The sequence below is a fragment of the Shinella lacus genome (assembly GCF_010994755.1).
GTDB classification, from domain to species: domain Bacteria; phylum Pseudomonadota; class Alphaproteobacteria; order Rhizobiales; family Rhizobiaceae; genus Shinella; species Shinella lacus.
The window spans coordinates 106,712-132,810 of record NZ_WHSB02000018.1 but is presented as its reverse complement, the minus strand read 5'-3'; the positions used below and the strand labels follow the sequence as shown (position 1 = coordinate 132,810).

At 63.2% G+C, this 26,099-nt stretch carries 29 protein-coding genes; 18 read left to right on the top strand and 11 right to left on the bottom strand.

All coding sequences use genetic code 11. From position 1 onward, the window contains the following. Nucleotides 1-162: 162 nt before the first annotated feature. Together iolE and iolB are read left to right on the top strand one after the other, a co-directional pair. Nucleotides 163-1,080: a myo-inosose-2 dehydratase gene (gene iolE / locus GB927_RS30085; protein ID WP_256120908.1), complete on the top strand. Its 918-nt coding sequence runs from the start codon at nt 163-165 to the stop codon at nt 1,078-1,080. Nucleotides 1,081-1,091: 11 nt separating this feature from the next. Then, a complete protein-coding gene (gene iolB / locus GB927_RS30080; RefSeq protein ID WP_256120907.1) occupies nt 1,092-1,886 on the top strand; it encodes a 5-deoxy-glucuronate isomerase in 795 nt (264 codons plus the stop codon). Between the two features lie 7 nt (nt 1,887-1,893). Here iolB and GB927_RS30075 read toward each other — a convergent pair whose 3' ends face one another. After that, nucleotides 1,894-2,922: an extracellular catalytic domain type 1 short-chain-length polyhydroxyalkanoate depolymerase gene (locus GB927_RS30075; protein WP_256120906.1), complete on the bottom strand. Its 1,029-nt coding sequence runs from the start codon at nt 2,920-2,922 to the stop codon at nt 1,894-1,896. Between the two features lie 229 nt (nt 2,923-3,151). On the opposite strand from GB927_RS30075, the gene GB927_RS30070 reads away from it, so the two are divergent. The 4 genes from GB927_RS30070 (at nt 3,152) to GB927_RS30055 (ending at nt 6,782) form a co-directional block, all read left to right on the top strand. Further along, nucleotides 3,152-4,375, top strand: a complete 1,224-nt coding sequence (locus tag GB927_RS30070; protein WP_256120905.1) for an acyl-CoA dehydrogenase — start codon at nt 3,152-3,154, stop codon at nt 4,373-4,375. 221 nt (nt 4,376-4,596) lie between these two features. Beyond that, a complete protein-coding gene (locus GB927_RS30065) occupies nt 4,597-4,953 on the top strand; it encodes a hypothetical protein (protein ID WP_256120904.1) in 357 nt (118 codons plus the stop codon). A 132-nt stretch (nt 4,954-5,085) separates the two neighbouring features. After that, nucleotides 5,086-5,517 carry a PilZ domain-containing protein gene (locus GB927_RS30060; RefSeq protein WP_256120903.1) on the top strand — a complete coding sequence of 144 codons (432 nt, stop codon included), beginning with the start codon at nt 5,086-5,088 and terminating at the stop codon, nt 5,515-5,517. Nucleotides 5,518-5,660: 143 nt separating this feature from the next. After that, nucleotides 5,661-6,782, top strand: coding sequence for a pyridoxal phosphate-dependent aminotransferase (locus GB927_RS30055; protein ID WP_256120902.1), 1,122 nt, complete (start codon nt 5,661-5,663; stop codon nt 6,780-6,782). Nucleotides 6,783-6,858: 76 nt separating this feature from the next. On the opposite strand, the gene GB927_RS30050 is transcribed toward GB927_RS30055, so the two are convergent. Further along, nucleotides 6,859-7,128: an SEL1-like repeat protein gene (locus GB927_RS30050; RefSeq protein WP_256120901.1), complete on the bottom strand. Its 270-nt coding sequence runs from the start codon at nt 7,126-7,128 to the stop codon at nt 6,859-6,861. 456 nt (nt 7,129-7,584) lie between these two features. On the opposite strand from GB927_RS30050, the gene GB927_RS30045 reads away from it, so the two are divergent. The 7 genes from GB927_RS30045 to vapC all read left to right on the top strand — a co-directional run bounded on the left by GB927_RS30045 (nt 7,585) and on the right by vapC (nt 11,095). Continuing rightward, entirely contained in the window at nt 7,585-7,923 is a 339-nt protein-coding gene (locus GB927_RS30045; RefSeq protein ID WP_256120900.1) for a DUF2147 domain-containing protein, read from the top strand. Nucleotides 7,924-8,093: 170 nt separating this feature from the next. Continuing rightward, the gene (locus GB927_RS30040; RefSeq protein WP_256120899.1) at nt 8,094-8,258 is read left to right on the top strand and encodes a hypothetical protein; all 165 of its coding nucleotides are present in this window, start codon (nt 8,094-8,096) and stop codon (nt 8,256-8,258) included. Nucleotides 8,259-8,289: 31 nt separating this feature from the next. Then, nucleotides 8,290-8,466: a hypothetical protein gene (locus GB927_RS30035; protein WP_256120898.1), complete on the top strand. Its 177-nt coding sequence runs from the start codon at nt 8,290-8,292 to the stop codon at nt 8,464-8,466. Nucleotides 8,467-8,535: 69 nt separating this feature from the next. Beyond that, nucleotides 8,536-8,856 carry a YnfA family protein gene (locus GB927_RS30030; RefSeq protein WP_256120897.1) on the top strand — a complete coding sequence of 107 codons (321 nt, stop codon included), beginning with the start codon at nt 8,536-8,538 and terminating at the stop codon, nt 8,854-8,856. Between the two features lie 60 nt (nt 8,857-8,916). Next, nucleotides 8,917-10,419, top strand: a complete 1,503-nt coding sequence (locus tag GB927_RS30025) for an AMP nucleosidase (protein WP_256120896.1) — start codon at nt 8,917-8,919, stop codon at nt 10,417-10,419. 59 nt (nt 10,420-10,478) lie between these two features. Beyond that, a complete protein-coding gene (locus GB927_RS30020) occupies nt 10,479-10,709 on the top strand; it encodes a type II toxin-antitoxin system VapB family antitoxin (protein ID WP_256120895.1) in 231 nt (76 codons plus the stop codon). Further along, nucleotides 10,706-11,095 (top strand): type II toxin-antitoxin system VapC family toxin, encoded by a 390-nt coding sequence (gene vapC / locus GB927_RS30015; RefSeq protein ID WP_256120894.1) that lies wholly within the window; start codon nt 10,706-10,708, stop codon nt 11,093-11,095. Before GB927_RS30020 ends, vapC begins: the two co-directional genes overlap by 4 nt. 7 nt (nt 11,096-11,102) lie before the next feature. Here the strand turns inward: vapC and GB927_RS30010 are convergent, their stop codons facing one another. Then, on the bottom strand, nt 11,103-12,476 hold the full coding sequence (locus tag GB927_RS30010) for an aspartate aminotransferase family protein (protein ID WP_256120893.1): 1,374 nt from the start codon (nt 12,474-12,476) through the stop codon (nt 11,103-11,105). A 148-nt stretch (nt 12,477-12,624) separates the two neighbouring features. Between GB927_RS30010 and GB927_RS30005 the strand changes: the two genes are divergently transcribed. Next, entirely contained in the window at nt 12,625-13,983 is a 1,359-nt protein-coding gene (locus GB927_RS30005) for a glutamine synthetase family protein (protein WP_256120892.1), read from the top strand. Nucleotides 13,984-14,044: 61 nt separating this feature from the next. Here GB927_RS30005 and GB927_RS30000 read toward each other — a convergent pair whose 3' ends face one another. Beyond that, nucleotides 14,045-14,983, bottom strand: coding sequence for a diacylglycerol/lipid kinase family protein (locus GB927_RS30000; protein WP_256120891.1), 939 nt, complete (start codon nt 14,981-14,983; stop codon nt 14,045-14,047). Nucleotides 14,984-15,335: 352 nt separating this feature from the next. On the opposite strand from GB927_RS30000, the gene GB927_RS29995 reads away from it, so the two are divergent. After that, nucleotides 15,336-16,574, top strand: a complete 1,239-nt coding sequence (locus GB927_RS29995) for an MFS transporter (RefSeq protein WP_439655545.1) — start codon at nt 15,336-15,338, stop codon at nt 16,572-16,574. Nucleotides 16,575-16,586: 12 nt separating this feature from the next. Here GB927_RS29995 and GB927_RS29990 read toward each other — a convergent pair whose 3' ends face one another. Further along, nucleotides 16,587-16,997 (bottom strand): winged helix-turn-helix transcriptional regulator, encoded by a 411-nt coding sequence (locus GB927_RS29990; RefSeq protein ID WP_256120890.1) that lies wholly within the window; start codon nt 16,995-16,997, stop codon nt 16,587-16,589. A gap of 101 nt (nt 16,998-17,098) precedes the next feature. Here GB927_RS29990 and GB927_RS29985 point away from each other — a divergent pair, with 101 nt between their 5' ends. Together GB927_RS29985 and GB927_RS29980 are read left to right on the top strand one after the other, a co-directional pair. Beyond that, a complete protein-coding gene (locus GB927_RS29985; RefSeq protein WP_256120889.1) occupies nt 17,099-18,112 on the top strand; it encodes a zinc-binding alcohol dehydrogenase family protein in 1,014 nt (337 codons plus the stop codon). 193 nt (nt 18,113-18,305) lie between these two features. After that, nucleotides 18,306-18,722, top strand: a complete 417-nt coding sequence (locus GB927_RS29980) for a DoxX family protein (RefSeq protein WP_256120888.1) — start codon at nt 18,306-18,308, stop codon at nt 18,720-18,722. A gap of 108 nt (nt 18,723-18,830) precedes the next feature. On the opposite strand, the gene GB927_RS29975 is transcribed toward GB927_RS29980, so the two are convergent. Beyond that, the gene (locus tag GB927_RS29975; protein ID WP_256120887.1) at nt 18,831-19,301 is read right to left on the bottom strand and encodes an Lrp/AsnC family transcriptional regulator; all 471 of its coding nucleotides are present in this window, start codon (nt 19,299-19,301) and stop codon (nt 18,831-18,833) included. Between the two features lie 140 nt (nt 19,302-19,441). Here GB927_RS29975 and GB927_RS29970 point away from each other — a divergent pair, with 140 nt between their 5' ends. After that, a complete protein-coding gene (locus tag GB927_RS29970; protein ID WP_256120886.1) occupies nt 19,442-20,350 on the top strand; it encodes a DMT family transporter in 909 nt (302 codons plus the stop codon). A gap of 63 nt (nt 20,351-20,413) precedes the next feature. On the opposite strand, the gene GB927_RS29965 is transcribed toward GB927_RS29970, so the two are convergent. The 5 genes from GB927_RS29965 to GB927_RS29945 form a co-directional block, all read right to left on the bottom strand. Further along, the gene (locus GB927_RS29965; protein WP_256120885.1) at nt 20,414-21,301 is read right to left on the bottom strand and encodes an ABC transporter permease; all 888 of its coding nucleotides are present in this window, start codon (nt 21,299-21,301) and stop codon (nt 20,414-20,416) included. Between the two features lie 148 nt (nt 21,302-21,449). Further along, nucleotides 21,450-22,448 carry an ABC transporter substrate-binding protein gene (locus tag GB927_RS29960; protein ID WP_256120884.1) on the bottom strand — a complete coding sequence of 333 codons (999 nt, stop codon included), beginning with the start codon at nt 22,446-22,448 and terminating at the stop codon, nt 21,450-21,452. Nucleotides 22,449-22,796: 348 nt separating this feature from the next. Beyond that, nucleotides 22,797-23,426: a L,D-transpeptidase gene (locus GB927_RS29955; RefSeq protein ID WP_256120883.1), complete on the bottom strand. Its 630-nt coding sequence runs from the start codon at nt 23,424-23,426 to the stop codon at nt 22,797-22,799. A gap of 145 nt (nt 23,427-23,571) precedes the next feature. Then, nucleotides 23,572-24,135, bottom strand: a complete 564-nt coding sequence (locus GB927_RS29950; RefSeq protein ID WP_256120882.1) for a hypothetical protein — start codon at nt 24,133-24,135, stop codon at nt 23,572-23,574. Nucleotides 24,136-24,221: 86 nt separating this feature from the next. Continuing rightward, complete coding sequence (locus tag GB927_RS29945) at nt 24,222-25,886, bottom strand: electron transfer flavoprotein-ubiquinone oxidoreductase (protein ID WP_256120881.1); 1,665 nt, start codon at nt 25,884-25,886, stop codon at nt 24,222-24,224. Nucleotides 25,887-26,099: the final 213 nt, after the last annotated feature.

Sequence of the window (26,099 nt, the reverse complement as noted above, 5' to 3'; positions counted from 1 at the left end):
GGTTAGCACACACAGACCACCCCTCCCCGTCATCCTCGGGCTTGACCCGAGGATCCATGCCGCGGGATGTGGATCCTCGGGTCAAGCCCGAGGATGACGGAGGAGAGGGAGGCAGAAACAATGACATTGGAGGCCGTTGCCTCCCTCCAAGGAGATTTTGAAATGAAAGCCAAACTCGGCATGTCGCCCATCGCGTGGTGGAACGACGACCTTCCGGAGCTCAGCGATGACGTGTCCCTGGAGGAGTGCCTGCGGCAATCGCGCAGCGCAGGCTTCACCGGCATGGAAAAGGGCCGCCGCTTCCCGGAAGATCCCGCGGTGATGCTGCCGATCCTGCGCGCGGCCGATGTGACGCTGTGCGGCGGCTGGTTCTCCGGTACGCTGGTCGACGAGGAGCTGGCGGCCAACAAGGACCGCATCGCGCCAATGATCGCGCTGTTCAAGGCGGTCAACGCGCCCTGTATCGTCTATGGCGAAGTCGGCCGGTCCATCCAGGGCGACCGCTCCAAGCCGCTCGCCACCAAGCCGCGCCTTTCCGATGACGAGATGAAGGCCTATGGCCGCCGCCTTACGGAATTCGGCGAATGGTGCGCAGAACAGGGCATGCCGCTCTCCTATCACCACCACATGGCGGCCGTGGTGGAGACCGAGCCGGAACTCGACGCCTTCATGCGCGCGTCCGGCGAAGGCATTCCGCTGCTGCTCGATGCCGGGCACCTGGCCTTTGCCGGCGGCGACGTGCTGCGTGCCATCGACAATCATCACGCCCGCATCAACCATGTGCATGTGAAGGATATCCGCCAGGCCGTGGTCGATGGGCTCGATCGCAGCAAACAATCCTTCCTCGACGCGGTGGCGCTCGGCGCCTTCACCGTGCCGGGCGACGGCTCGCTCGATTTCGGCGCGATCGTCCAGCGGCTGGCAGACCATGGTTATGAGGGTTGGTTCGTCGTGGAGGCCGAACAGGACCCGCGCAACGCGCCGCCGCAGAAAATGGCCGAGGTCGGCTATGCGGAACTGATGCGCGTGATGACCGCCGCGGGTTATACCGTGGAGACGGAAGGTTTTCCGAAAGGATAAGGAACAAGCCCATGCCGAACCTGCTCGTAAAACCGGAAGGCGCGCATGGCCGCGTCAGCCATGTGACGCCGGAAAGCGCCGGCTGGACCTATGTCGGCTTCGATATGCACCACATGCGGCCGGGCGAGATTCTCTCGGCCGAGACGGGAAGCCGCGAGGTCTGCCTCGTGTGGATTTCCGGCAAGGGCAAGGCGACGGCCGCCGGCCAGGATTTCGGCGTGCTGGGCGAGCGCATGAGCCCGTTCGAGGGCGCGCCGCATGCACTTTATATACCGGCCGATTCCAACTGGTCGGTGACGGCGGAGACCGATCTGGAACTCGCCGTCTGCTCGGCGCCGGGCGGCGGCGATTTCAAGGCCAAGGCCATTCCGCCGGGAACGCATCCGAAAGTCAGCCGCGGCAAGGGCTCCAACGTCCGACACGTCTACAACATCATGCCGGAAAACGACGATTCGGCGCATTCGCTGCTCGTCGTCGAGGTCATCACGCCGAGCGGCAACACCTCGTCCTACCCCTCGCACAAACACGACCAGGACGACCTGCCGAACGAGAGTTTCCTAGAAGAGACCTACTACCACCGCCTCAACCCGCCGCAGGGTTTTGCCTTCCAGCGTGTCTATACGGACGACCGCTCGCTCGACGAGGCGATGGCGGTGGAGGATCGCGACGTGACGCTGGTGCCCAAGGGCTACCACCCCTGCGCCACCATCCACGGCTATGATCTCTATTATCTCAACGTGATGGCCGGGCCGAAGCGGGTGTGGAAATTCCACAACGCAAAGGAGCATGAGTGGCTGCTCGCCTGAGCGGCCACTACCGCTTCCACTTGCGCGACAGTCCCCATTCCTTGGCGATGTCCAATGTCGAGGAGAAGCCGGCTTCCAGCATGAAGGGTTCGGCGGAGGTGGCGTAGCCGCCGCCCTCGCCGCGGGCGACCGGCGTACCGTGGCCCATGCCGTCAATCTCATGCAGGGTGACAAGCGGCTTGCCGTCCTTGTCCGGCCAGATGCGCGTGCGGCGGCCTTTCATGCGCTTTTCGACGAAGGCTTCCTTGGGCAGGCGGTAGAGATCGCGCCATTGCTCGACCAGCGCATATCCGTTCGACAGCGCCACCGTTTCGTCCGCCGTGCCGTGCCAGATCGAAATGGCCGGCTTGCGGGCGATGCTTGGCGAGACCGTGCGCACCAGATCGCTCCATTCGTCGGCCGTGCGATCCGGCGCATCGGCCATGGCGTCAAAGGCGCGGGTGGCGTCGCGCGCGGCGCCGAAGGGCAGGCCGGCGATGATCGCGCCGCCGGCAAAGACCTCCGGATAATTGGCGAGCATCGCAGCGGTCATGGCGCCACCGGCGGAAAGGCCGGTGATGAAGGTGCGCTCCGGGTCGCTTGCCGCCCGCTCGGCCGTATGCGCCAGCATCTGGCGGATCGACATCAGCTCGCCGCGGTCGCGCGTCACTTCGCTCGGCCGGAACCAGGTGAAACAGAGACCCGGATTGTTCGCCTCGCGCTGCTGGGCGTAGACGACGGCAAAGCCGCGTTCCTCGGCAAGCGATGCCCAGCCGGCGGCGCGGTCATAGCTCTCGGCATTCTGTTGGCAGCCGTGCAGCACCAGCACGAGCGGGCGCCCGGCGGGCAAGCCGTCCGGGATATGCTCGAACATGCGCAGGCCGCCGGGATTGCTGCCGAAACCCACCACTTCGGTGAGCGTGGAAGATCCTGCCGGCCGCCGTCGGGCTGCGGGTGCCTTGCGTTCCGGTTCGCGGGAAAACGGCCAGAACAGATCGCTCAGCCGGGCTTCGGTCGGCACCAGCCGCTCGACCGATCGCTTGAAACGGTCTCGCATGCTTGGCCTCCTCGTGGGGGAATTGCTCATTGTCAGATTACTTGCTCATGCGAAGGGGCAGGATCAAGGCGGAAATGGAGAAATACATGGAAAGCTCATTCTCCAGGCTCATGAGGGCATTCATAAATAGCCAAAGCGTCGGCCTGCCCATTTCGTTCCCGGCCTTTCGGAGACGGACCACCTGATGTAGCACTTCTGCAACGACAAAACCGCGACAGGATGGAAGCACATGAGCGAGCACCACAGCGCCACTCCGGAACAGGCCCGCGCCAAGATGGCGCCCTTCGACTGGGCCGACCCCTTCCTGCTCGAAGACCAGCTGACCGACGAAGAGCGCATGATCCGCGATACGGCGCGCGCCTATTGCCAGGACAAGCTTGCCTCGCGCGTCACCGAGGCGAACCGCCACGAGATCTTCCACCGCGAGATCATGAGCGAGATGGGCGAACTCGGCCTGCTCGGCCCGACCGTGCCGGAGGAATATGGCGGCGTCGGCGCCAACTACGTCTCCTATGGCCTCGTCGCCCGCGAAGTCGAGCGTGTCGATTCCGGTTATCGCTCCGCGATGTCCGTGCAGTCCTCGCTCGTCATGCACCCGATCTTCGCCTATGGCACGGAAGAGACACGCCAGAAGTATCTCCCCAAGCTCGCTTCCGGCGAATGGGTCGGCTGTTTCGGCCTGACGGAGCCGGACCATGGCTCGGACCCCTCCTCCATGATCACCCGCGCAAAGAAGGTCGATGGCGGCTACCTCGTCTCGGGCGCCAAGAACTGGATCACCAATTCGCCGATCGCCGATGTCGCGGTCGTCTGGGCGAAATCCGATGCGCATGACAACAAGATCAAGGGTTTCGTGCTGGAACGCGGCATGAAGGGCTTTGAGACGCCGAAGATCGAGGGCAAGTTCTCGCTGCGCGCCTCCGTCACCGGCATGATCATGATGCAGGACGTCTTCGTTCCCGATGAGAACCTGCTGCCGGAAGTTTCGGGCCTTGCCGGCCCGTTCGGCTGCCTCAACCGCGCCCGCTACGGCATTGCCTGGGGCGCCATGGGTGCGGCCGAATTCTGCTGGCATGCCGCGCGCCAGTACACGCTCGACCGCAAGCAGTTCGGCAAGCCGCTCGCCGCCACCCAGCTCATCCAGAAGAAGCTCGCCGACATGGAAACCGAAATCTCGCTCGGCCTTCAGGGCGCGCTCCGCCTCGGCCGCCTGTTCGATGAACACCGGGCGCCGGCCGAACTCATCTCGCTGATGAAGCGCAACAATTGCGGCAAGGCGCTCGATATCGCCCGCGTGTCGCGCGACATGCATGGCGGCAACGGCGTTTCCGACGAATATGGCGTCATCCGCCACGTCATGAACCTGGAAGCGGTCAACACCTACGAGGGCACGCACGACATCCACGCGCTGATCCTCGGCCGCGCCCAGACGGGCCTCCAGGCTTTCCAGTAAGACGGCCTCCCCCACCAACGTCATCCCCGGGCTTGACCCGAGGATCCACGCAGCACTCGTGGCATGGATGGTCGGGTCAAGCCCGACCATGACGAAGGAGAGGTTCCAAGACAGGATCAAAATTCCCGCGGCTGCTCGTTCAAATACGAGCGGCCGCGTTCACGTTTTATCCATCCCGTTTCGATACAGTTGAAACCCGGAAACAGAAGCGGGAGGGCGCCATGCCCCTCGACAGCATGCACGAGCAGCTTCACCTGCGTCACCCCAAGCGCAGCTTCGTCCAGTATCGCATCGACAAGCCCGGTTTCATCACCCCGATCGGACACCATCTCAGCACGGCCATGCGCTACACCTGCCTCATCCGCAGCATTTCCAGCGCCGGCGCGGTGCTTTCCATCAACAAGGCGCTGGAGCTGCCGGAGAATTTCTACCTGGAGATTCACGGTATCCGCGACGAGATCCCCTGCACGGAATTCAAGCGCGACGGCGAGGAGCTGGTGGTGCGCTTCAACATGTTCCTGGATACCGATTTCCTCGATCTCGTGCTCGGCCGCCACACGGAAAAGCACGACGCCTGAGGGCGGCATGCACCAAAAATCCGGACGATTAAACTTTTAAGCTTTTGTTTTAACGAAACAAAATACTCGCCTGCGACACTCCTGCCATCTCTGTCGGACATGACGTCCACCCCCTTTGGGAGAAAAGCGGCAATGAGTGACGACGACAAGAAGCGCTCCAGCGGGGGCCTTTACGAGCGGAAGTGGGAGCGTTTCGCGGTCAATCGGCAGGGCATGCTGATGACCGTCGGCTTCGACCTGATGGCGCCGAAGACGCGTAGCTGCAAGCTCGTGGACATTTCGGTCGGCGGCGCGAGCTTCACCGTGAACACCACGATCGGCCTGCCGCTGCACTATTATCTCTCCATCGTCGGCGTCACGTCGCGCATCGGCTGCGCAGAGGTCTACCGCAACGACAACCGCATCGGCGTGCAGTTCATCAAGGAGATCGACGAGGAACTGCTGCGCCTGATCGTGCGCTCCGACTATTTCACCGGCGGCATCACCGGCAAGTCGAAGCAACCGGAGCGGCGCTACATGGTTGGCGTCGAGAAGAAGAGCGGCGTCGGCTCGGCCATCGGCTGATCGGGTCGGTCCTCGGCTGATCGTTTCGTCTTCACGTATTATTGGCTAGGGTGCCCGCGGGAGAATCGATTCCGGCGGGCATTTTTTGTGAGACCGGCCGGCAGCGGAAATCCCGACCGTTCCATCCATCCCAGGCGCTGTTCATGTCCGCATTTTCCCGCTTCACCCCTCTCGCCCAGACCTTACCCTCGACGGTTCCCTTCGTCGGACCGGAAGCGATCGAACGCAATCGCGGCCTTGCCGTGCGTGCGCGCCTCGGCGCGAACGAAAGCGGCTTCGGCCCCGCCCCCTCCGTGCTGGAGGCGATGCGGAAAGCGGCGGAAACGACCTGGATGTACAGCGATCCGGAGAATTTCGAGCTGCGCGAGGCGCTTGCCCTCCACCACGGCATTTCACGCGACAATATCGCGGTCGGCGGCGGCATCGACGGCTTGCTCGGCGAGATCGTGCGGCTGGTCATCGAGCCGGGTGCGGCTGTCGTGACGTCGCTCGGCGGCTATCCCACCTTCAACTATCATGTGAATGGTTTTGGCGGCCGGCTCGTCACCGTGCCCTATGTCGCCGACCGGGAAGACCTCGACAGCCTGCTTGCCGCCGTGCGCCGGGAGAATGCGCCGCTCGTCTATTTCGCCAATCCGGACAATCCGATGGGAAGCTGGTGGGATGCCGACAATGTCGTCTCCTTTGCGCGCGCACTGCCGGAAACGACCCTGCTCATCCTCGACGAGGCTTATGGCGAGACGGCGCCGGCGGGCACCATTCCGTCGATCGATGCGCTGATCGGCCAGCCGAACGTGCTGCGCATGCGCACCTTCTCGAAGGCCTACGGCCTTGCCGGCGCGCGGATCGGCTATGCGATCGGCACGCTCGGCAATGCGCAGGCCTTCGACAAGATCCGAAATCATTTCGGCATGGCCAGGGTTTCGGTCCAGGCGGCGCTCGCCGCACTGGAGGACCGGGCCTATCTGACGGACGTCATCGCCCGCATTGCCGCATCCCGCGAGCGCATCTCGCAGATCGCGTTTTCCAACGGCTTGTCTCCGCTCGCCTCCGCCACCAATTTCGTCACCATCGATTGCGGCCGCGACGGCACCCACGCCCGCGCGATCGTCGATGGGTTGATGGAACATGGCGTCTTCATCCGCATGCCGGGCGTCGCCCCCCTCAACCGATGCATCCGCATCAGCGTCGGGCCGCAGGACGATATGGCGTTGCTCGAGGAAGCTTTGCCGCAGGTCTTGCAGCGAGTAGCGAATAGCAAGTAGCGAATTGGGGAAGATGCCGCTTCGGCGGTCTTCTTGCACTTCCCCTCTTCGCTACTCCCCACTCGCTATTCGCTTGTCAGTGAACCGTCATCCACTCGCGGGCGGCGCGCAGCGCCAAGGCGAGGTCGGTCTTGGTCATCGTCGCGGCGAGGTCGGCGCGCAGTTCTGCGGCGCGTTCACAACCCTTGATCGCAGCGATGTTGAGCCACTTGTGGGCCTGCACCACGTCGATGTCGCAGCCGCGACCCGTGGCATACATCAGGCCCATGTCGCAGAAGGTTTCAGCGCGGCTCTCACCGCCCGTCATGGCGGCCGTTTCGGTATTCTGAAAGTCAAAGCGTGCCATTTCGATTGTCCCTGTCTAACTGGTTTACTGCTTGTAGTGTCCTGTTTTACCTGCCCTTTCGGGCCTCCTCGGGCGCCTGCCGTCTTGTGCGGCCTTGGTCTTCCTTCAGAGTTTTGCCGGCCGGTTTTTCCGTGCTCGTCTTATGGCTCCACTATGCCGGCGGGGCTTCAAAATGCGCTTAAAATGCATGCTTAATTTGAGACAAACAAAGTCCAAACGCTTGGTAAATTTGGGTTTTCGTTAAACATCTGAACCGCTGGAAACCGGCGCATTCGTCTAAAAATTTACGGATTGTTCAACCGGCGATTTCAACCTTTTGATAACCACGCAAAACGGTCGGGTTTTTCCAGCCGGAAGTTTTCGCCGTTTTCCGGCCCCGGAATCCGGCTCCCGAACATATTTACCTTTACGTCCGCGTAAGATATCTTCCGGCTCTCGTTCTGGAGGAGGAAGAGAATGAAATTGAAGACATGGATCGCCGCCGCCCTGTTCGTGGTTCCGGGGGCGGCACTTGCGGCCGAGCCGATCGAGGGCAACTGGAAGACCGCCAGCGGCGAGACCGCGGCAATTGCCAAGTGCGGCGGCAGTTTCTGCATCACGCTGAAGACCGGCAAACATGCCGGCAAGCGCATCGGCAAGCTGGATGGGTCCGGCGCCGACTATACCGGCTCGATCACCGACCCAGCGGCGGACAAGACCTATAGCGGCTCCGGTGCCGTCAGCGGCAATTCGCTGAAGATGAAGGGCTGCGTGCTGAAGGTGCTGTGCAAGTCGCAGACCTGGTCCAGGCTCTGAACGAAGACGCTCGAAACCAAAAGCCGGCGCCCGCAAGCGCCGGCTTTTTTGTTTTCGGAAAAGCGCATTCACAGTCTTCCTGAACAGGAGATGAACCGACCTCTCAGGGAGCGTTCAGTCCCGCGGTGCAAAAAGGGTCACACCGAAACATTTGAATGAGGGACACACCAATGGACATCCTCGCACGCCGCCTCACGATCATCACCCTGCTGATGGCCATTTTCGCGATCATGCTCGCCGCCGCCGTCGAGACCGACTACCGCCGCAGCACGCACAACACCACCGGCAAGCTGGTGGCCTGCTCCGCCCCGCAGATGTGCCGCGCCTCGCTCTGATCCCGCCTTCCTCGACGCCTGGAAACCCGCAATGATCCCCGCCCTCCTCCACACTTCAGCCACGGCGCTGCGCATTCTCGCCCTCTCGGCGATGATGATCGCTCCGGTCGGTGCGCTTGCCTGGAGCAATGCGGGCGGCCTTGGCATCGAAAAGCAGGGCGCAGGCCTCGTGCTTTTCGTGACACTCCAGCGCCAGTCGATGAGCTGAGACTGCACTTCCCGCCCCATCAATCCGTGCTAAACCGGGCAGGCTTTCGCCAATAGCCCGGAGCACCGGATGAAATCCCTTCTCGTCTTTTCCATCGCCGCATTTGCCGAAATCGCCGGCTGCTTCGCCTTCTGGGCCTGGTGGCGGCTCGATAAATCCGTGCTCTGGCTCGTGCCCGGCATAGCCTCGCTGGCGCTTTTCGGCTGGCTTCTCACCCAGGTCGACAGCGCTTTTGCCGGTCGCGCCTATGCCGCCTATGGCGGGGTCTATATCGCCGCCTCGCTGCTCTGGCTGTGGCTGGCCGAGGGCATGCGGCCGGATCGTTTCGATGTCGCGGGCGCGGCCCTTGCGCTCGTCGGCGCCGGGATCATTCTCGCGGCACCGCGATAGGGCCTGTGGGTGCCTCCAAGTTGTCGTTTGCTTGTAAAAAACAACGCACTATAATCGCGCATGAGCAAACGAATCTTCTCGCAAAAACCCCTTTCCTTCGCCACGCCGGACCCGTACGAGCCCCGATCCTTCGACGATCCGGTGGCCGCGGTCGATGCCCTGCAGGCGCTTTACGACCGCAACACGACCTTCCTGACCGACGCCTTCGTGGCGCTCGGCAAGGCCGGCACGCCGGACAAGCGGTTCCGCGCCTGCTACCCGCAGGTCTCAATCGAGACGACCAGCTTCGGTCATGTCGATTCCCGCCTTTCCTACGGCTATGTCGCCTCCCCCGGCGTCTACACGACGACCATCACCCGGCCAAAGCTCTTCCGGCATTATCTAAAGGAACAGCTCGGCCTGCTGATGCGCAACCATGGCATCAGCGTCATCGTTTCGGAATCGACGACGCCGATCCCGCTGCACTTCGCCTTCGGCGAGGGCGCCTATGTGGAAGCGGAGATCGCCGAGGGCATCGAACTGCCGCTGCGCGATCTTTTCGACGCGCCGGACCTCACCACGACGGACGACGAGATTGCCAACGGCGCCTACGAGCCCGGCCCCGGCGAGCCCTCGCCGCTCGGGCCGTTCACCGCGCAGCGCATCGACTATTCGCTCGCCCGCCTCAGCCATTACACGGCGACGAACGCCCAGCATTTCCAGAATTTCGTGCTCTTCACGAACTACCAGTTCTATGTCGACGAATTCTGCGCCTGGGCACGCCAGCAGATGGCCGAGGGCGGCAATGGCTACACGGCCTTCGTCGAGCCCGGCAACATCATCACGCCCGCCGGCGCCGACAAGCCGGAGACCGACATCACGCTCGCCCGCCTGCCGCAGATGCCGGCCTATCACATCAAGAAGAAGGGTCACGGCGGCATCACGCTGGTCAATATCGGCGTCGGCCCCTCCAATGCCAAGACGATCACCGACCATATCGCCGTGCTGCGCCCGCATGCCTGGCTGATGCTCGGCCATTGCGCGGGCCTGCGTAACAGCCAGACGCTGGGCGACTACGTTCTCGCCCACGCCTATGTGCGCGAGGACCATGTGCTCGACGACGACCTGCCGGTCTGGGTGCCGATCCCGGCGCTGGCCGAAGTGCAGGTGGCGCTGGAAAGTGCGGTCGAAGAGGTGACGGGCCTCGAAGGCTACGACCTCAAGCGCATCATGCGCACCGGCACCGTGGCGACGATCGACAACCGCAACTGGGAACTGCGCGACCAGCGCGGCCCCGTCAAGCGCCTCTCCCAGTCCCGCGCCATCGCGCTCGACATGGAATCCGCCACCATCGCCGCCAACGGTTTCCGCTTCCGCGTGCCCTACGGCACCCTGCTCTGCGTGTCCGACAAGCCGCTGCATGGCGAATTGAAGCTGCCCGGCATGGCGACGGCGTTCTATCGCACGCAGGTCAACCAGCATCTGCGGATCGGGATCCGGGCACTGGAGAAGCTCGCGGGCATGCCGACGGAGAAGCTGCATTCACGCAAGCTCAGGAGCTTCTTCGAGACGGCGTTTCAGTGATGTTGTGAGCGATTGTGGCTTGGTGTATAATCACTCGTCTTTATACACACGAGGTCACCATGCGCACGAACATCGATCTTGATGACGACTTGATCGCCAAGGCGATGGAGCTATCCGGCTTGCCGACGAAAAAAGCGACCGTCGAGCTCGCGCTTCGCCAATTCGTTGAAAACGGCTACCGACGGCAGGCGCTGGATGAGCTGTGGGGAATCGGATGGGAAGGCGACCTCGACGCGATGCGTGAAAGCTGGGGGCCACCTGATCATCTTCGTGAAGACGCGGCGGAATGATCCTTGTCGATAGCTCGGTCTGGATTGCGTCCTTCCGTGGTGCATCAACACGGGAAACGGCGCGCCTCAAAGCAATCGCGGATCCTGCGGAGATCATCCTCGGCGACATTGTGATGCTGGAAATTCTGCAAGGCGCGGTAAGCGATTCGAACGCCGCAAACATTCAGAAGCGGCTGGCGATGTTCGGCGTGGTTGCGTTGCTTTCCCCCGAGATCGCGGTCAAGGCGGCAGCCAACTTGAGAAAGCTCCGTTCAAAAGGCATCACCATCCGCAAGACGGCCGACCTCATCATCGGCACCTATTGCATGGAGCATGGCCATAGCCTGCTCCATGCCGATCGCGATTTTAATCCGATGGCCGAGCATCTCGGCCTTCGGATCGCTTAAAACCTTCTCAGGCCGTCATCACCTTCCACGCATGTTCCAGGCCCTTGCGCGTGATGTCGATCATCTGGTCGACCTCCGCATGGCTGATGACGAGCGGCGGGGAGAAGAGCATGCGGTCGCCGGTGGCGCGCAGCACCAGGCCGTTTTCCAGGCAATGGTTGCGCACGGTGACGCCGGCCTTTTCCTTGTCCTCGAAGCGCTTGCGGCTCGATTTGTCCTCGGCGAGCTGGACGGCGGCCATCAGGCCGACCTGCTGCACTTCACCGACGATCGGCAGGTCTTCCAGCGACTTGAGGCCGGCGGCGAGATAGGGGCCGATATCGTCGTGCACGCGCTCGACGAGCTTTTCATCCTCGATGATGCGCAGGTTTTCGAGTGCGGCGGCGGCGCAGACGGGGTGGCCGGAATAGGTGAAACCGTGGTTGAAGTCACCAACCTCTTCCACCAACACATTGCCGACGCGATCGGAGACCATGACGCCGCCGATCGGCAGGTAGCCGGAGGACAGACCCTTCGCGATGGGCGCCAGGTCCGGCTCGACGCCGAAATGCTGGTGGCCGAACCAGTGGCCGGTGCGGCCGAAACCGCAGATCACTTCGTCGGCGACGAGCAGGATGTTGCGCGCCTTGCAGATGCGGGCAATCTCCGGCCAGTAGGTGGCCGGCGGCACGATGACACCGCCCGCACCCTGGATCGGCTCGGCGACGAAGGCGGCGACATTGTCCTCGCCGAGTTCGTCGATCTTTTCCTCAAGCTGGCGGGCCATCTTCAGGCCGAATTCATCCGAAGAGAGGTCGCCGCCCTCGGCGTACCAGAAGGGCTGGTCGATGTGGTGGATGCCGGCGATCGGCAGGTCGCCCTGCTCGTGCATCCACTTCATGCCGCCGAGCGAAGCGCCGGCGACGGTGGAGCCATGATAGCCGTTCTTGCGGGCGATGATCGCCTTTTTGGTCGGCTTGCCGACGGCGCCCCAATAGACGCGGGCCATGCGGAACCAGGTGTCGTTGGCTTCCGAGCCGGAGCCGGTGAAGAAGACGCGATTGATGTTCGGGCCGGCATGCAAGGTGATCTTCTGCGCGAGCAGAACGGCCGGCGGCGTCGTGGTGCCGAAGAACGTGTTGTAATAGGGCAGCTCGTTCATCTGGCGCACGACGGCGTCAGTGATCTCCTTGCGGCCGTAGCCGATGTTCACGCACCAGAGGCCGGCGAAACCATCGAGATAACGCTTGCCGTGGTTGTCGAAGATGTAGCAACCCTCGCCGCGCTCGATGATGCGCGTGCCGGTCGCGTTCAGTTTCTTCATGTCCGAGAAGGGATGAAGGTGATGGGCGGCATCGAGGGCACCGAGGTTGGATACGGCTGCTGCACTGCTGTTCGACATTTGAATACATCCTTAGGGGTAGGTCCCGCCTTATTGAACGGCGGGACAGAATGAGTTACGAAAATGCCCATACAACAGGCATTTGGCAAGAGATCGAGCGAAAGCAAAATTTCCTGTCGAAGCCTCCCGCCAAACCAAAGCAGGCACCATGACAAACGACACCAAGGCAGCCGGTTCGCCGCCCGCCAACGCCCCGCCCCGTATCGAAATCCTTCTCGTCGGCATGAATGGCGACCTGCGCGGCAAGCAGGTTCCGCTCGAAGGCGAGAAGAAAATCTGGGACGGTTCGGTGCGCCTGCCCTCCTCCACCCAGTCGCTCGATATCTGGGGCGACGACAATGACGACATCACGGGCCTCTCCCTTTCCGTCGGCGATCCCGATGGCGTGTGCATTCCGGACCGCCGGTCGCTTGCCACCATGCCCTGGGCGCCGGAAGGCTCGCGCCAGGTCCTCGCCACCATGCACGAATTCGACGGCACCGCCTCCTTCATGGACCCGCGCGCCATTCTTGCGCGCATGGTGAAGCGTTTTGAAGACCGTGGTTTGACACCGGTCGTCGCGACGGAGCTGGAATTCTACCTGGTCGAGGACGATTTTCGCGTGACCGGCAAGCCGCGCCCGCCGGCAGCACTGATGTACCGCGACGAGCCGAACGGCTTCCAGCTCTACGACATGCGCGCCACCGATGCGCTCGACGACTATCTCCAGACGGTGCTCGCCTGGGCAAGGGACATGGAACTTCCGGCGGATGCCACCACGGCGGAATTCGGCCCCGGCCAGTTCGAGATCAACCTGCTGCACCGCCCGGACGCGCTCGCCGCCGCCGACGACTGCATCTATCTGAAGCGCATCGCCGAACAGGCCGCGCGCCGCTTCGGGCTCAAATCCACCTGCATGGCAAAGCCCTATGCCGAACATGCGGGCTCCGGCCTGCACGTGCATTGCAGCGTCATCGACAAGGACGGCAAGAATATCCTGGACGCCAAGGGGGGCGATCCGGCGAAGCTGCGGTCGGTCTGCGCCGGCATGCTGCAGACGATGCGCGATGCGCAACTCGTCTTCGCGCCCTTTGCTAATTCCTACCGCCGCTTCCAGCCCGGCTCCTTTGCGCCGGTGGACCTGACCTGGGGCTTCGGCCACCGCGGCACCGCCATCCGCATTCCGGACAAGGACGGTCCGGCAGCGCGTGTCGAGCACCGCGTGGCGGGGGCGGACGTCAATCCCTACCTGCTGCTAACGGCCATCCTCGGCGGCATCCTGCTCGGCCTCGACGAAGAGCTCGATCCAGGCCCGGTGACGGAGCCCGGCAAGGACGCGCCGGATGCCAAGCGCCTGACGCACGACTTCCTGACGGCCGTCGAAGAGTTTTCGGCCTCGCCCTTCATCAAGGATGCTTTTGGGGCTGAGTACCAGAAGCTCTATGGCGATACGAAGCGCAAGGAAGCGATCGTCTACCTGCGCACGGTTTCGGATTTCGATTACAAGACATATCTGCCGCGGATTTAGCGCCCTCGCGGTCGAGATTTACCCCCCTCTGCCCGGCAGGGCAGAGGGGGTAAGCCTCACCTCAAGCCGCCGCCGGCTCCGTCGTCGCCACCTTGTTGACCGCCACCTTCGGCACCATCACCTTCAATTCGCCCGGATGCAGGCGGATCGAGACTTCGCGGTCCATCGGCAGCAGCTCGCCGTCGATGACGCAGTTGATCGCGCGGTCGACCTTTGGGAAATGCAGGTCGACTTCCGTGCCGGTCATTTCGGTGACGTCGGCATTTTCGCGCAGTTTTCCGCGCAGGATGTCGAAGGCGAGTTTGGCGACGCCGGCGGGCTTCAGCGGCTTGGTGGTGTAGAAGCCGAGATGGCCACCGGTGAGGTCGTCGGCATAGAGCAGGCCGTTCTGGCCGAAACGGTTGTTCGAGACGTTGATGGCGGAGACCCTGCGGCTCTCCTCGACGCCATCGACGTTGAACTCCACCTCGAATTCCGGCGGATCGAGAATCACGCCGAAGGCGGCGCGGGTGTTGGCCGCGATCTTGCCGAGGCGTGAGCTGTAGGTCATGGCGTTGCGCAGCCGCACCATGCGGGCATGCAGGCCTGCGGAAAACTGGTGCACGAAGGCACGGTCGTCCGCCGTGCCGATGTCGGCGGCGGCGATGTCGCCATCCGCCAGCGCATCGATCGCCTGCCAGATATCGAGCGGAATGTTCAGCGAGCGGGCAAAAAGGTTCATCGTGCCGGCGGGGACAATGCCGAGCGGCATCTTGCTCTGCCAGGCAAGGCCGGCCGCCGCCGAAACCGTGCCGTCGCCGCCGCCGGCGAGCATCGCATCGAGATCGGTGCGATCCGAACAGCGCCGCAGCGCCATCTCGATATCGGCCCCCTCGACGATATCGCAATCGAGATGGTGCCCCGCATCCGAAAAGACCTTCTCCGCGTGGCGGGCATAGGCCTCCATGTCGGTGGTGCGAAACGTGCCCCCGTCCTTGTTGAATATCGCCTGCACTCTCATTCGCATACTCCGCATCTCGGCCGAGAAACGCCCAAGGGTGATTTTCGATCCATTAGATAGTCGAGAAAGCGGCGATTAACAGGCGATCGTGCAACAGAGTGCAATAAATCGTGAGCAGCAGTGCGTCCGGCCAAATGCGGGAGGGTGAAAATTCGCAGTAGGCAGCGCGGCTTGGTCTGATATATTGCCCACCGGTCGCCTGCGTCGGGAGTACGCCTGCCGGCTGGACGATACTTTCCCCATCGTGGCCTTTCGGGCCGGACCATACCGCATCAGCAGCCAGGAGGAGTGGCCGCCCTTGCAGGGTCTGTCGCCGATTTGCCGCGCCTGAGCAATTCCTGCGGAGCACCCCGTGTCCGAACATCCCCTGCCCCTTGCCGCCCTCTCCTCCGGGCAGCCGCCGCTTTCGCGCCTCACCGTCACCCTGATCATCCTGGCGCTCGCCGTCGGCAGTTTCGGCATCGGCACCGGCGAATTCGCCATCATGGGCCTTCTGCCCGATGTCGCCGGCACGTTCGGCGTCACGACCGCCGAGGCCGGCTACGTCATCAGCGCCTATGCGCTCGGCGTCGTCGTTGGTGCACCGGTCATCGCGGTCATCGGCGCACGCTTCCGCCGGCGTGACCTGCTGCTGGTGCTGATGGGCCTCTTCGCCGCCGGCAACCTTGCCAGTGCCGTCGCGCCGACCTTCGAGAGCTTCATGCTCTTCCGCTTCCTCTCCGGCCTGCCGCACGGCGCCTATTTCGGCGTGGCGGCCCTCGTCGCCGCCTCCATGGTGCCGGTCAACAAGCGCACGCAGGCGGTCGGCAAGGTCATGCTCGGCCTCACGCTTGCAACGCTGATCGGCACGCCGCTCGCCGCCTATTTCGGCCAGCTGCTCGACTGGCAGTACATGTTCGTTGCCGTTGGCATCACCGGGCTTTTGACGGTCGCGCTGATCGCCCTCTTCCTGCCGCGCGACAAGCGGCCGAAGGGCATCAACGCGCTGACCGAACTCGGCGCCCTGAAGCGCAAGCAGGTCTGGCTGACGCTCGGCATCGCCGCCACCGGCTTTTGCGGCATGTTCGCGGTCTTCACCTATATTTCGCCCATCGTCACCGAGGTCGCCGGTCTCAACGTCAACATGGTGCCGGTCATCATGGCGATCTTCGGCTGCGGCATGATCGTCGGCAATATCTTCGGCGCCAAGCTCGCCGATATTTCGCTGATGCGCACCATCGGCTGCTCGTTGGCGCTTTATTTCTTCGTGTTGATCGCCCTCTCGCTGACGGCCGAAAACCCGATCCTGCTCGGTGTCTGCTGTTTCCTCATCGGTTGCAGCTTCGTCGTCGGCCCGGCGCTCCAGACGCGCCTGATGGACGTCGCGGGTGACGCGCAGACGCTCGCCGCCGCCCTCAACCACTCGGCCTTCAACGTTGCCAATGCGCTCGGCGCGCTGCTCGGCGGCCTGGCGATCAGCGGGGGTTACGGCTACGGCTCGATGGGTTTCGTCGGCGCCGCCACCGCCGTCATCGGCTTCGGCGTGTTCCTCGTCTCGCTGACGCTGGAAAAGATCGATCGCGAAGCGACCCCGGTCTGCCCGGCGGAGTGATCCGCCTACGGCTCAACAATCAACGGCGTCCCTTTCCGGGGGCGCCGTTTTCGTTTCATAGGCCAGGCGGATGACCGTCTGCCCATCTTCGCGGGTGACGTTTTTCGAACCCCAGGCGGCGAGCGCGCTGATGACCGGCTCCAGGCTGCGGCCTGCGGCCGTCAGCTCATAATCGACACGGGGCGGCACGACGGGAAACACGGTGCGCGACAGGATGCCCGCCTCCTCCAGTTCGCGCAGCTGCTTCGTCAGCATGCGCTGCGTGACGCTCGGCAATTTGCGGCGCAGTTCGTTGAAGCGCAGCTTTCCCTCCAGCAGATGAAACAGGATCACGCCCTTCCATTTGCCGTCGAGGAAACACAGCGTCGATTCCACCGGGCAGCCCGGGAAATCCTTCGTGAGCTTGGCGCGCGGGCGGGACATTCATGGTATCCTTTTCGACACTATGGGCATTAAATGTGCATTCTTGCAGTGTGTGAGATTACTCTTCATCTAGGCTCCATTCAACGCGAAAGGAGAACCAGATGCGCGCCATCGCCTACCAGACCTCGCAGGAAATCACCTCCGAAACGGCCCTCGTCGATATCGAGCAACCCGTGCCCGAGCCGAAAGGCCGCGACCTGCTGGTCGAGATCAAGGCCGTTTCCGTCAACCCCGTCGATACCAAGGTTCGCCGCAACGCCGCGCCGGCCAGCGGTGAATGGCGCGTGCTCGGCTTCGATGCGGCCGGCATCGTCAAGGCCGTCGGGCCGGAGGTCACGCTGTTCAAGGCCGGCGACGCCGTCTTCTACGCGGGCGCGATCGACCGGCCCGGCACGAATTCCGAGTTCCACCTGGTGGACGAGCGCTTCGTCGGCAGCAAGCCCGCCTCGCTCGATTTCGCCGCCGCTGCCGCGCTGCCGCTGACGGCGATCACCGCCTGGGAAATGCTGTTCGACCGGCTGAAGGTTCGCGATGCCGTGCCGGGTGCGGCAAACGCCATCCTCATCATCGGCGGTGCCGGGGGCGTCGGCTCGATCGCCGTCCAGCTCGCCCGCACCCTGACGGACCTTACCGTCATCGCAACGGCCTCACGGCCGGAAACGGCGGACTGGGTCAGGAGCCTCGGCGCGCACCATGTCGTCGACCATAGCAAGCCGCTTGCCGCCGAGGTCGAGGCGCTCAGCATCGGTGCACCGGCCTTCATCTTCTCGACAACCAATTCGGTGGACCATCTGGCGGAGATCGCCGAGGCCATCGCGCCGCAGGGCCGCTTCGGCCTCATCGACGATCCGAAGGCGCTGGATGTGCTGCCCCTCAAGCGCAAGTCCGTTTCGACGCATTGGGAGATGATGTTTACCCGCTCGCTCCTCCAGACGTCGGACATGATCGAACAGCACGAACTGCTGAACGCCGTCGCCCGCCTCGTCGACGACGGAAAAATCCGCACGACGCTCGCCGAGATCGTCGGTCCGATCAATGCCGAAAACCTCAGGAAGGCCCATGCGATGATCGAAAGCGGGCGCACGCGCGGCAAGCTGGTACTAGACGGTTTTTGAGCCTGCGCGCGCCCTTCGTCGCCCCCGAAAATGGGCGGCGAAGGGTGTTACCAGGGTGACACGACCGCACCCGAACTCTGATAGACATAGGCCATCGCAGCACGCCGGACAGGGACAGAACAACCGGCGGGCGGCAAGCGGGGACAGCTTGAAAGACGCCCCGCGGGTCCATGTCATCTATCGGAGACTATCCATGTCCGCCCTCATCGAAAGCATCACCGGCAGCCGCGTCTTCGGCTTCCTCGCCCGCACGATCCTCACCTCGATGTTCTGGCTCTCCGGCATCGCGAAACTCGCCGATTTCAACGCCGGCGTCGCCGAGATGGCGCATTTCGGCCTGGAGCCGGCGACGGGTTTCAACATCGCCGTCGCCGTTACCCAACTCGTAGGCTCGGCGCTGATCATCGCCAACCGCTGGACCTGGCTCGGCGCCGGCATGCTTGCCGTCTTCACGGCGCTGACCATCCCGATCGCGCATAATTTCTGGACCATGCAGGAGCCGATCCGCACGATCGAATTCTACGTGGTGATGGAGCACATCACCGTCATCGGCGCGCTCATGGTCGTCGCCTGGAAATCCGCGAAAGCGCCTGTCGCCTCTGCGCATTGACGACAGGTCGGACGTCGCCCCTCTCTCCGGGGGTGGCGTCCCCGGACGGCCCCGCCTCTCCGGCCGTCCCAACCGCCCCGACGCCTCTCGTCGGGGCGGTTTTCCGCGTCAGAGCGACGGCAGCTTCAGGGGGCCACCGGTCTTGATGCTGCGGATCGCGAAATTGGAGCGGATGTCGGTGACGCCGGGCATAGCCAGCAGCGTCTCGGTCAGGAGCTGCTCGTAGGCCGAGAGGTCCTCGACCACCACTTCCGCCAAGAAATCGGCATTGCCGGAAATCAGGAAGCACGACACCACTTCGGGAATGGCGAGCAGCGCCTCCTGCTGGGCCATGGCATTTTCCTTGCTGTGCCGCCCCACCTTGATCTCGACGAAGACGGTGAGGCCGAGGCCGACCTCCTTGCGGTCGATATCGGCGCGGTAGCCGCGCAGCACGCCGGATTTTTCCAGGTTGCGGATGCGGCGCAGGCAGGGCGACGGCGAGAGGTTCACCCGCTCGGCGATCTCCACATTCGTCGCGCGCGCATCCTCCTGAAGCACCTTCAGGATGGCGATATCGAATTTATCAAGATTTGGCATTTTCCGAAACTTTCCCCGCCAATTTTGGCATGATCCTGCGCATTGTACATTCCAAGAGGCATAAGTCGCAAGGACATGCCTCGGCCTCCGGCGCTAGAGTCTCACCATGAATTGCGCCAACGCCGGGAAGGAACGTCGCCATGGCCATGATCTCGCTTTCGTCCGAAGGGAAATCCAATCCGCAGGTCGCCGGTTATGCCGGCGCGGTCGTCACGGTGCTGATCTGGGCGACCTGGGTGCTGGCGACGCGCCACACCGCGGCAACGCCGCTCGGCACCATCGATATCGGCCTCATCCGCTACGGCGTGCCGGCCATCCTGCTGGCGCCGATCTGGCTGAAGACCGGATTGCTGCCGAAGGATGTGCCGCTGAAACTCGTCGTCGTGATGGTGGCGGGCGCGGGCGCGCTGTTCTTCCAGGTCACGGCCGCGGCCCTGCATGTGACGCCCGCCGCACCCGGCGGCATCCTGCTCGGCGGCTCCATGCCGCTGGCGACCGCGCTGATCGGCATCGTGCTTTTCGGCGAGCGGCCGGATCGCATGCGTCTTGCCGGCCTTGCCGCCATCGTCGCGGGTGTCGTCATCCTGCTCGCCGCCAGCATGCAGAAGAGCGGCATGACGATGACCGGCTTCCTGCTCCTGCCGCTCGGCGCCGTGCTGTGGGCCGGCTTCACCCATGCCTTCCGCCGCTCGGGGCTGAGCGCGCTGGAGGGTGCCGCGCTCATCGCAGTCTGGTCGTTCCTGATCCATCTGGTGCTCGCCGCCATCTACGGCACGCATCTCGGCCAGGCCTCGCTGTCCGACCTCGCGCTCCAGGTCACCAGCCAGGGCATCCTCTCCGGCCTCATCGCCACCTTCGCCTATGGCACCGCCATCCGCGCGCTCGGCGGCAGCCAGGCCGCCGCCTTCACCGCCATCACGCCGGTGCTGGCGACACTCGGCGGCGCGGTTTTCCTCGGCGAAAGCTTTGGTGCGGCGGAGATCAGCGCGGCGCTGGTCGTCGGCGCGGGCGTGGTGCTTTCGACCGGTTTGTTCTCGCGCAAGCACTAAGATCCAAACAAAAAGGGCGCCCGCGGCTTGTCACCGGGGCGCCCTTTTTCGTGTCCGCGCGAATCAGCCGTGGATGATCTCGCGGTGTTTTTGCAGGCGCTTGCCGAAGGCCTGGCTGACGCGGTCGAAGATGATGGCGATGCCGACGATGGCGAGGCCGTTGAAGATGCCAAGGGTGAAATACTGGTTGGAGATCGCCTTCAGCACCGGCTGGCCGAGGCCCTGCACGCCGATCATCGAGGCGATGACCACCATGGCGAGCGCCATCATGATCGTCTGGTTGATGCCGGCCATGATGGTGGGCAGCGCCAGCGGCATCTGCACGTTCTTCAGCTTCTGCCAGTTCGAGGAGCCGAAGGCGTCGGCGGCCTCCAGCACGTCCTTGTCGACCAGGCGGATGCCGAGATTGGTGAGGCGGATCATCGGCGGGATGGCATAGATGACCACCGCGATGAGGCCCGGCACCTTGCCGATGCCGAGCAGCATGACGACCGGGATGAGGTAGACGAAGCTCGGCATGGTCTGCATGACGTCGAGGATCGGGTTGACCACGTTCTGCACCCGATTGGAGCGCGACATCAGGATGCCGATCGGTATGCCGATGACGATGGAAAGGACCGTGCAGACGAAGATCATCGAGATGGTCTTCATCGTGTCGTCCCACATGTCGAAATAGCCGATGAGGAGCAGCGTGCCGACGGCGCCGGCGACGATCTTCCAGTTGCGGCTGGCGAACCAGGCGACGAGCGCGATCAGGAGAAGGATGATCGGCCAGGGCGTGCGCGTCATGAAGCGCTCGGACCAGATGAGAAAGTGCTGCAGCGGCTCGAAGATCGATTCGATGCCGTCGCCATAGGCGCGGGTGAAGCCGCGAAAACCCTCATCGATCAACTTCTTGAGGTCGCGAAGGGTGTCCGCGTCCATCGTGGGAAATTTCGTGAACCATTCCATGTCGAACCCCTTCCGGCTTTGACCAATCTGTGCCGGTCTTTAAGCCAACCCTGATGCATGTCGCCGGGATGTGCGCATCGATTTGCGCCAGTGACATGCGCTAAAACGAAGGGCGGCGCGCCCGAGGACGCGCCGCCCGATGGAGTGATCAGAGAGCAGCCTTGATCTTTTCGGCGGCGTCCGGCGAGACCCAGTCCTTCCAGAGGGCTTCGTTCTCTTCCAGGAAGTGCTTGGCGCCATCGTCGCCGCTCGCCTGGTTGTCGGTCATCCAGGCCATCAGCTTGTTGACCGTGTCGTTGCTCCACGAACGCTTGTTCAGGTAGCCCATGACATCGGCGCCGGCGCGCTCGGAGAAGGTCTTCGTCACCAGCGTCTGGACCTTGTCCTTCGGCCAGTCGTTCTTCTTCGGGTCTGCGCAATCGGCGACCGTGTTGCAGCGCTTCCACTCGGCGGCGTCGTAGGGAACGCCATGCTCGAGCTTCACCATCTCGTACTTGCCGAGAAGGGCCGTCGGCGCCCAGTAATAGCCGACCCAGCCTTCCTTGCGCTCGTAGGCCTTGGCGATCGAGCCATCGAGGCCGGCGGCCGAACCCGTGTCGACCAGCGTGAAGTTCGCGCCTTCGCCGCCATAGGCCTTGTAGAGCTGGCCGGTTACGACCGTGCCGCCCCAGCCCTGCGGGCCGTTGTGCACGGACCCCTTGGCCTTGTCTTCCGGATCCGGGAACAGTTCCGGATGCTTCAGCGCATCCTCGATCGTCTTGATGTCCGGGTTGGCGTCGACGATGTATTTCGGCACCCACCAGCCCTGCACGGCACCATCGGACAGCGCGGTCGCCGCGCCGATCAGCTTGCCTTCCTCGATGCCGCGGTTGACGACGTCCGGCAGCAGGTCGACCCAGCCTTCCGGCGCCAGGTCCGGCTCGCCCTTCTCGATCATCGAGGTGATGGTCGGCACGGTGTCGCCGACGATGACTTCGGCGTTGCAGCCGTAACCTTCGGTGAGGATGAACTTGTCGAGTGCGGCGAGAACCTCGGCGCTCTGCCAGTTCATGCTGGCGATGGTCACGTCGCCGCATTCGGCGCGCGCCGCACCCGTCATGGCAAGCAGGCCAGCGACGAGGCAGGTGGAAGCAAGAAGATGTTTCATATCCGTTCCCTCATTTTCGGCGGTGTCATTGTGCCGACAAGGGCCCGCTGCACCGCCGGCGTCGGGCCCGTGATCTTCTGCGGGCTATCGTGGACAGGCCGGCCGAAAGCCCTGCATGTTCACGATACCGCATCCTCGACTTTTGCAGCTACGCGGTCGAATGCCGGTACGAATGCGTCTGCCATTGACCTCTATGCGTCATGGAGGGGTCAATTCTTCGAGACCCGCCCGACTTTGTCCGGGCCGGGGATCACGCGGGCAATGGTATGATACAATTCAGCTTTTTCAAACCGCAAAACGAAAAGGCCGGCATGTGCCGGCCTGCTCCAGTTGCGACATGGGGCAAGATCAGGCCTCGCGGCGGCCCTGGATGACATGCACGCGGCCGCCGACCGCCACGCGCTGGTAAAGATCGATCACGTCATGGTTGAGCATGCGCACGCAGCCGCTCGACATGGCCTGGCCGATCGACCACGGCTGGTTGGTGCCGTGGATACGGAACATGGTGTCGTTGCCGCCCTGGTAGAGGTAGATGGCGCGGGCGCCGAGCGGGTTGTTGAGGCCGCCGGGCACGCCGCCGGCATATTTCCGGTTCTTGCCCGGATCGCGGCGGATCATGTTCGGCGTCGGCGTCCAGGTCGGCCATTCCGCCTTGCGGCCGATAATGGCACCGCCGGCGAGCGAATAGCCCTGCCGCCCGACGCCGATTCCGTAGCGCATCGCGCGGCCATTGCCGAGCACGTAATAGAGGCGGCGTTCCGGCGTATCGACGACGATGGTGCCGGCCGCATGGCGCGTGTCATAGGCGACTTCCTGGCGGCGAAGCTCCGGCTTGATCTTGTCGAGCGGCATCGCCTTCAGCGGGTGCTGCTCGTCCAGCCGGTCACCGTAATTGGCGCGATCGCTGCCTCCGTTCGTCGCGCAGCCGGCGAGCAATGCGGATGCGCCGAGCAAAAATCCGCGGCGGGAAATCGACATGGTTAAAGCCCCTTGAATATATGATCCTCGGGGCTGAGAATTATGCCGTTATGGTTAATCGACGGTTAAGCGGCGCGCTGCGGTTGCAGGCGATGTTAAGGTGCGTGGCAAGAAAAGGGCAGTCGCTCCATTGGCGCTTACACAGTCAATCCCCTACTCGCGCGAGATATTCATCGCGAGAGAAATCGGCAAAACCATCGGAGGGAAAGCGGTCTTCGCGAGGACGAGCCGTTGAGCGTATGCCGAAGAAGCCATCTGACAGAACATCACGGCTCCTGGTGAGGACGGCGTCAGACATACCGGCTTCTACTTGCTTTTCAAATGCGTCCTCCCCTACCGTCGACATGCACCAAACAAGACGGACCTTCGTGGTGCAGATGTCGATAACAGGGTAGGAGCTAACAGGCTCGCACACACCGATGGAGATATGTTCGCTCGATTGCCATATCGGTTTGCGCAGAAAATCGGACAAGCGCATTCCCTCTGCAAAACCATCCGCAGAAACGGCAATCTTTCCGCCACGAAAATATGAGGCGCCACTTGGTGGCAGTGCCGTCAGCTTTATCGATATGACTTCATATGGCTGCGCCGGATTGAAAAGCACCTCCAGATAACGGCCATATCCCCACAGGAGAGGAACGTGCGCATCATCGCTCCCTCCTTCCATCCACCAAGTGGGAGGTCCCAAGAGATTGGAGACCGCCATCATGCTGAGGCCAAGCTTGAGAGGCCCCAACTCCCCGGTCCGGAGTAGACCAAGCAGGGAGGCCCGTTGGCTTTTGACTCGCGTCCGCATCACATATTCGGATAAACCGGCCCCTCACCGCCCTGCGGCGGCACCCAGTTTATGTTCTGGTTGGGGTCCTTGATGTCGCAGGTCTTGCAGTGCACGCAGTTCTGCGCGTTGATGACGAACACGTCCTTGCCGTCCTTCTCCACCCATTCGTAGACCCCGGCGGGACAGTAGCGCGTCGACGGGCCGGCATAGACGTCGAGTTCCGAGGTCTTCTGCAATTCCGGGTTCTTCACCTGCAGATGGACCGGCTGGTCTTCCTCGTGATTGGTGTTCGACAGGAACACCGAGGAGAGGCGGTCGAAGGTGAGGACACCGTCCGGCTTCGGATAGTCGATGCGCTTGTGTTTTGCCGCCGGTTCGAGCGACTGCGCATCCGTCTTGCCATGTTTCAGCGTGCCGAAAATCGAGCCGCCGAACAGCGTGTTCGTCCACATGTCGAGGCCGCCCAGCGCCACGCCCAGCGCCGTGCCGAGTTTCGACCACAGCGGCTTGACGTTCCTGACTTTGCGCAGGTCCGAGCCGATGGCGCTGTCGCGCCAGCCCTGCTCGATCTCGATCGGCTCGTCATTGGCGCGGCCATGGGCGATGGCATCCGCCAGTTTTTCGGCGGCGAGGATGCCCGACAGCACCGCATTGTGGCTGCCCTTGATGCGCGGCACGTTGACGAAGCCGGCCGAGCAGCCGATCAGCGCGCCGCCCGGGAAGGACAGTTTCGGCACCGACTGGTAGCCGCCCTCGGTGATGGCGCGCGCGCCGTAGGAAAGCCGCTTGCCGCCCTCGAAGGTGCCGCGAATGGCCGGATGCGTCTTGAAGCGCTGGAATTCCTCGAAGGGGAAGAGATAGGGGTTCTTGTAGTTGAGGTGTACCACGAAGCCAACGGCGACGAGGTTGTCTTCCAGGTGATAGAGGAAGGACCCGCCGCCGGTCTTCATGCCGAGCGGCCAGCCGAAGGAGTGCTGCACCAGGCCGGGCCTGTGGTTCTCCGGCTTGACCTGCCAGAGTTCCTTCAGGCCGATGCCGAACTTCTGGGGTTCGCGATCCTTCTGGAGATCGAATTTGGAAATGAGCTGCTTGGCGAGCGAGCCGCGCACGCCTTCGCCGATCAGCGTGTATTTGCCGAGCAGTTCCATGCCGCGGGTATAGTTCGGGCCGGGCTCGCCGTTGCGCTCGATGCCCATGTCGCCGGTGGCGACGCCGATCACGGCACCCTGGTCATTGTAGAGTACTTCGGTGGCGGCAAAGCCGGGATAGATCTCGACGCCGAGTTCTTCCGCCTTCGTCGCCAGCCAGCGACAGACATTGCCGAGCGAGACGATGTAGTTGCCGTGGTTGTTCATCAGCGGCGGCATGGCGAAGTTCGGCAGGCGCACGGAGCCGGCCGGGCCGAGCAGCAGGAAATGGTCGTCCGTCACCTCGGTCTTGAAGGGATGGCTGTCATCCTTGCGCCAATCGGGCAGCAGGCGGTCGATGCCGATCGGATCGACGACGGCGCCGGAAAGAATATGCGCGCCGACTTCCGAGCCCTTTTCGAGCACGACGACGGTGAGGTCGGGATTGACCTGTTTCAGCCGGATCGCCGCTGCCAGGCCCGCCGGGCCTGCGCCGACGATCACGACGTCGAATTCCATGCTCTCGCGTTCGGGGAGTTCCATTTCTTCGCTCATCCGTCTTCTCCACCCCGCAACCCATCAAAAGCCACGGTATTCCCTCGGGTCGGCCTCATGTCGGCACCTGTCATGGCAAATGACGCAAGCCTTGTCGAGCCGTTCTGCGACAGACTTTCCCTGCATTTGCGCATGACTTCATGACAGGGCCGGAAGTTTATTGACTTTAACGTAAACGTCAATCGATTGTCGCTCCCGCGCGCCCGTGCTCGC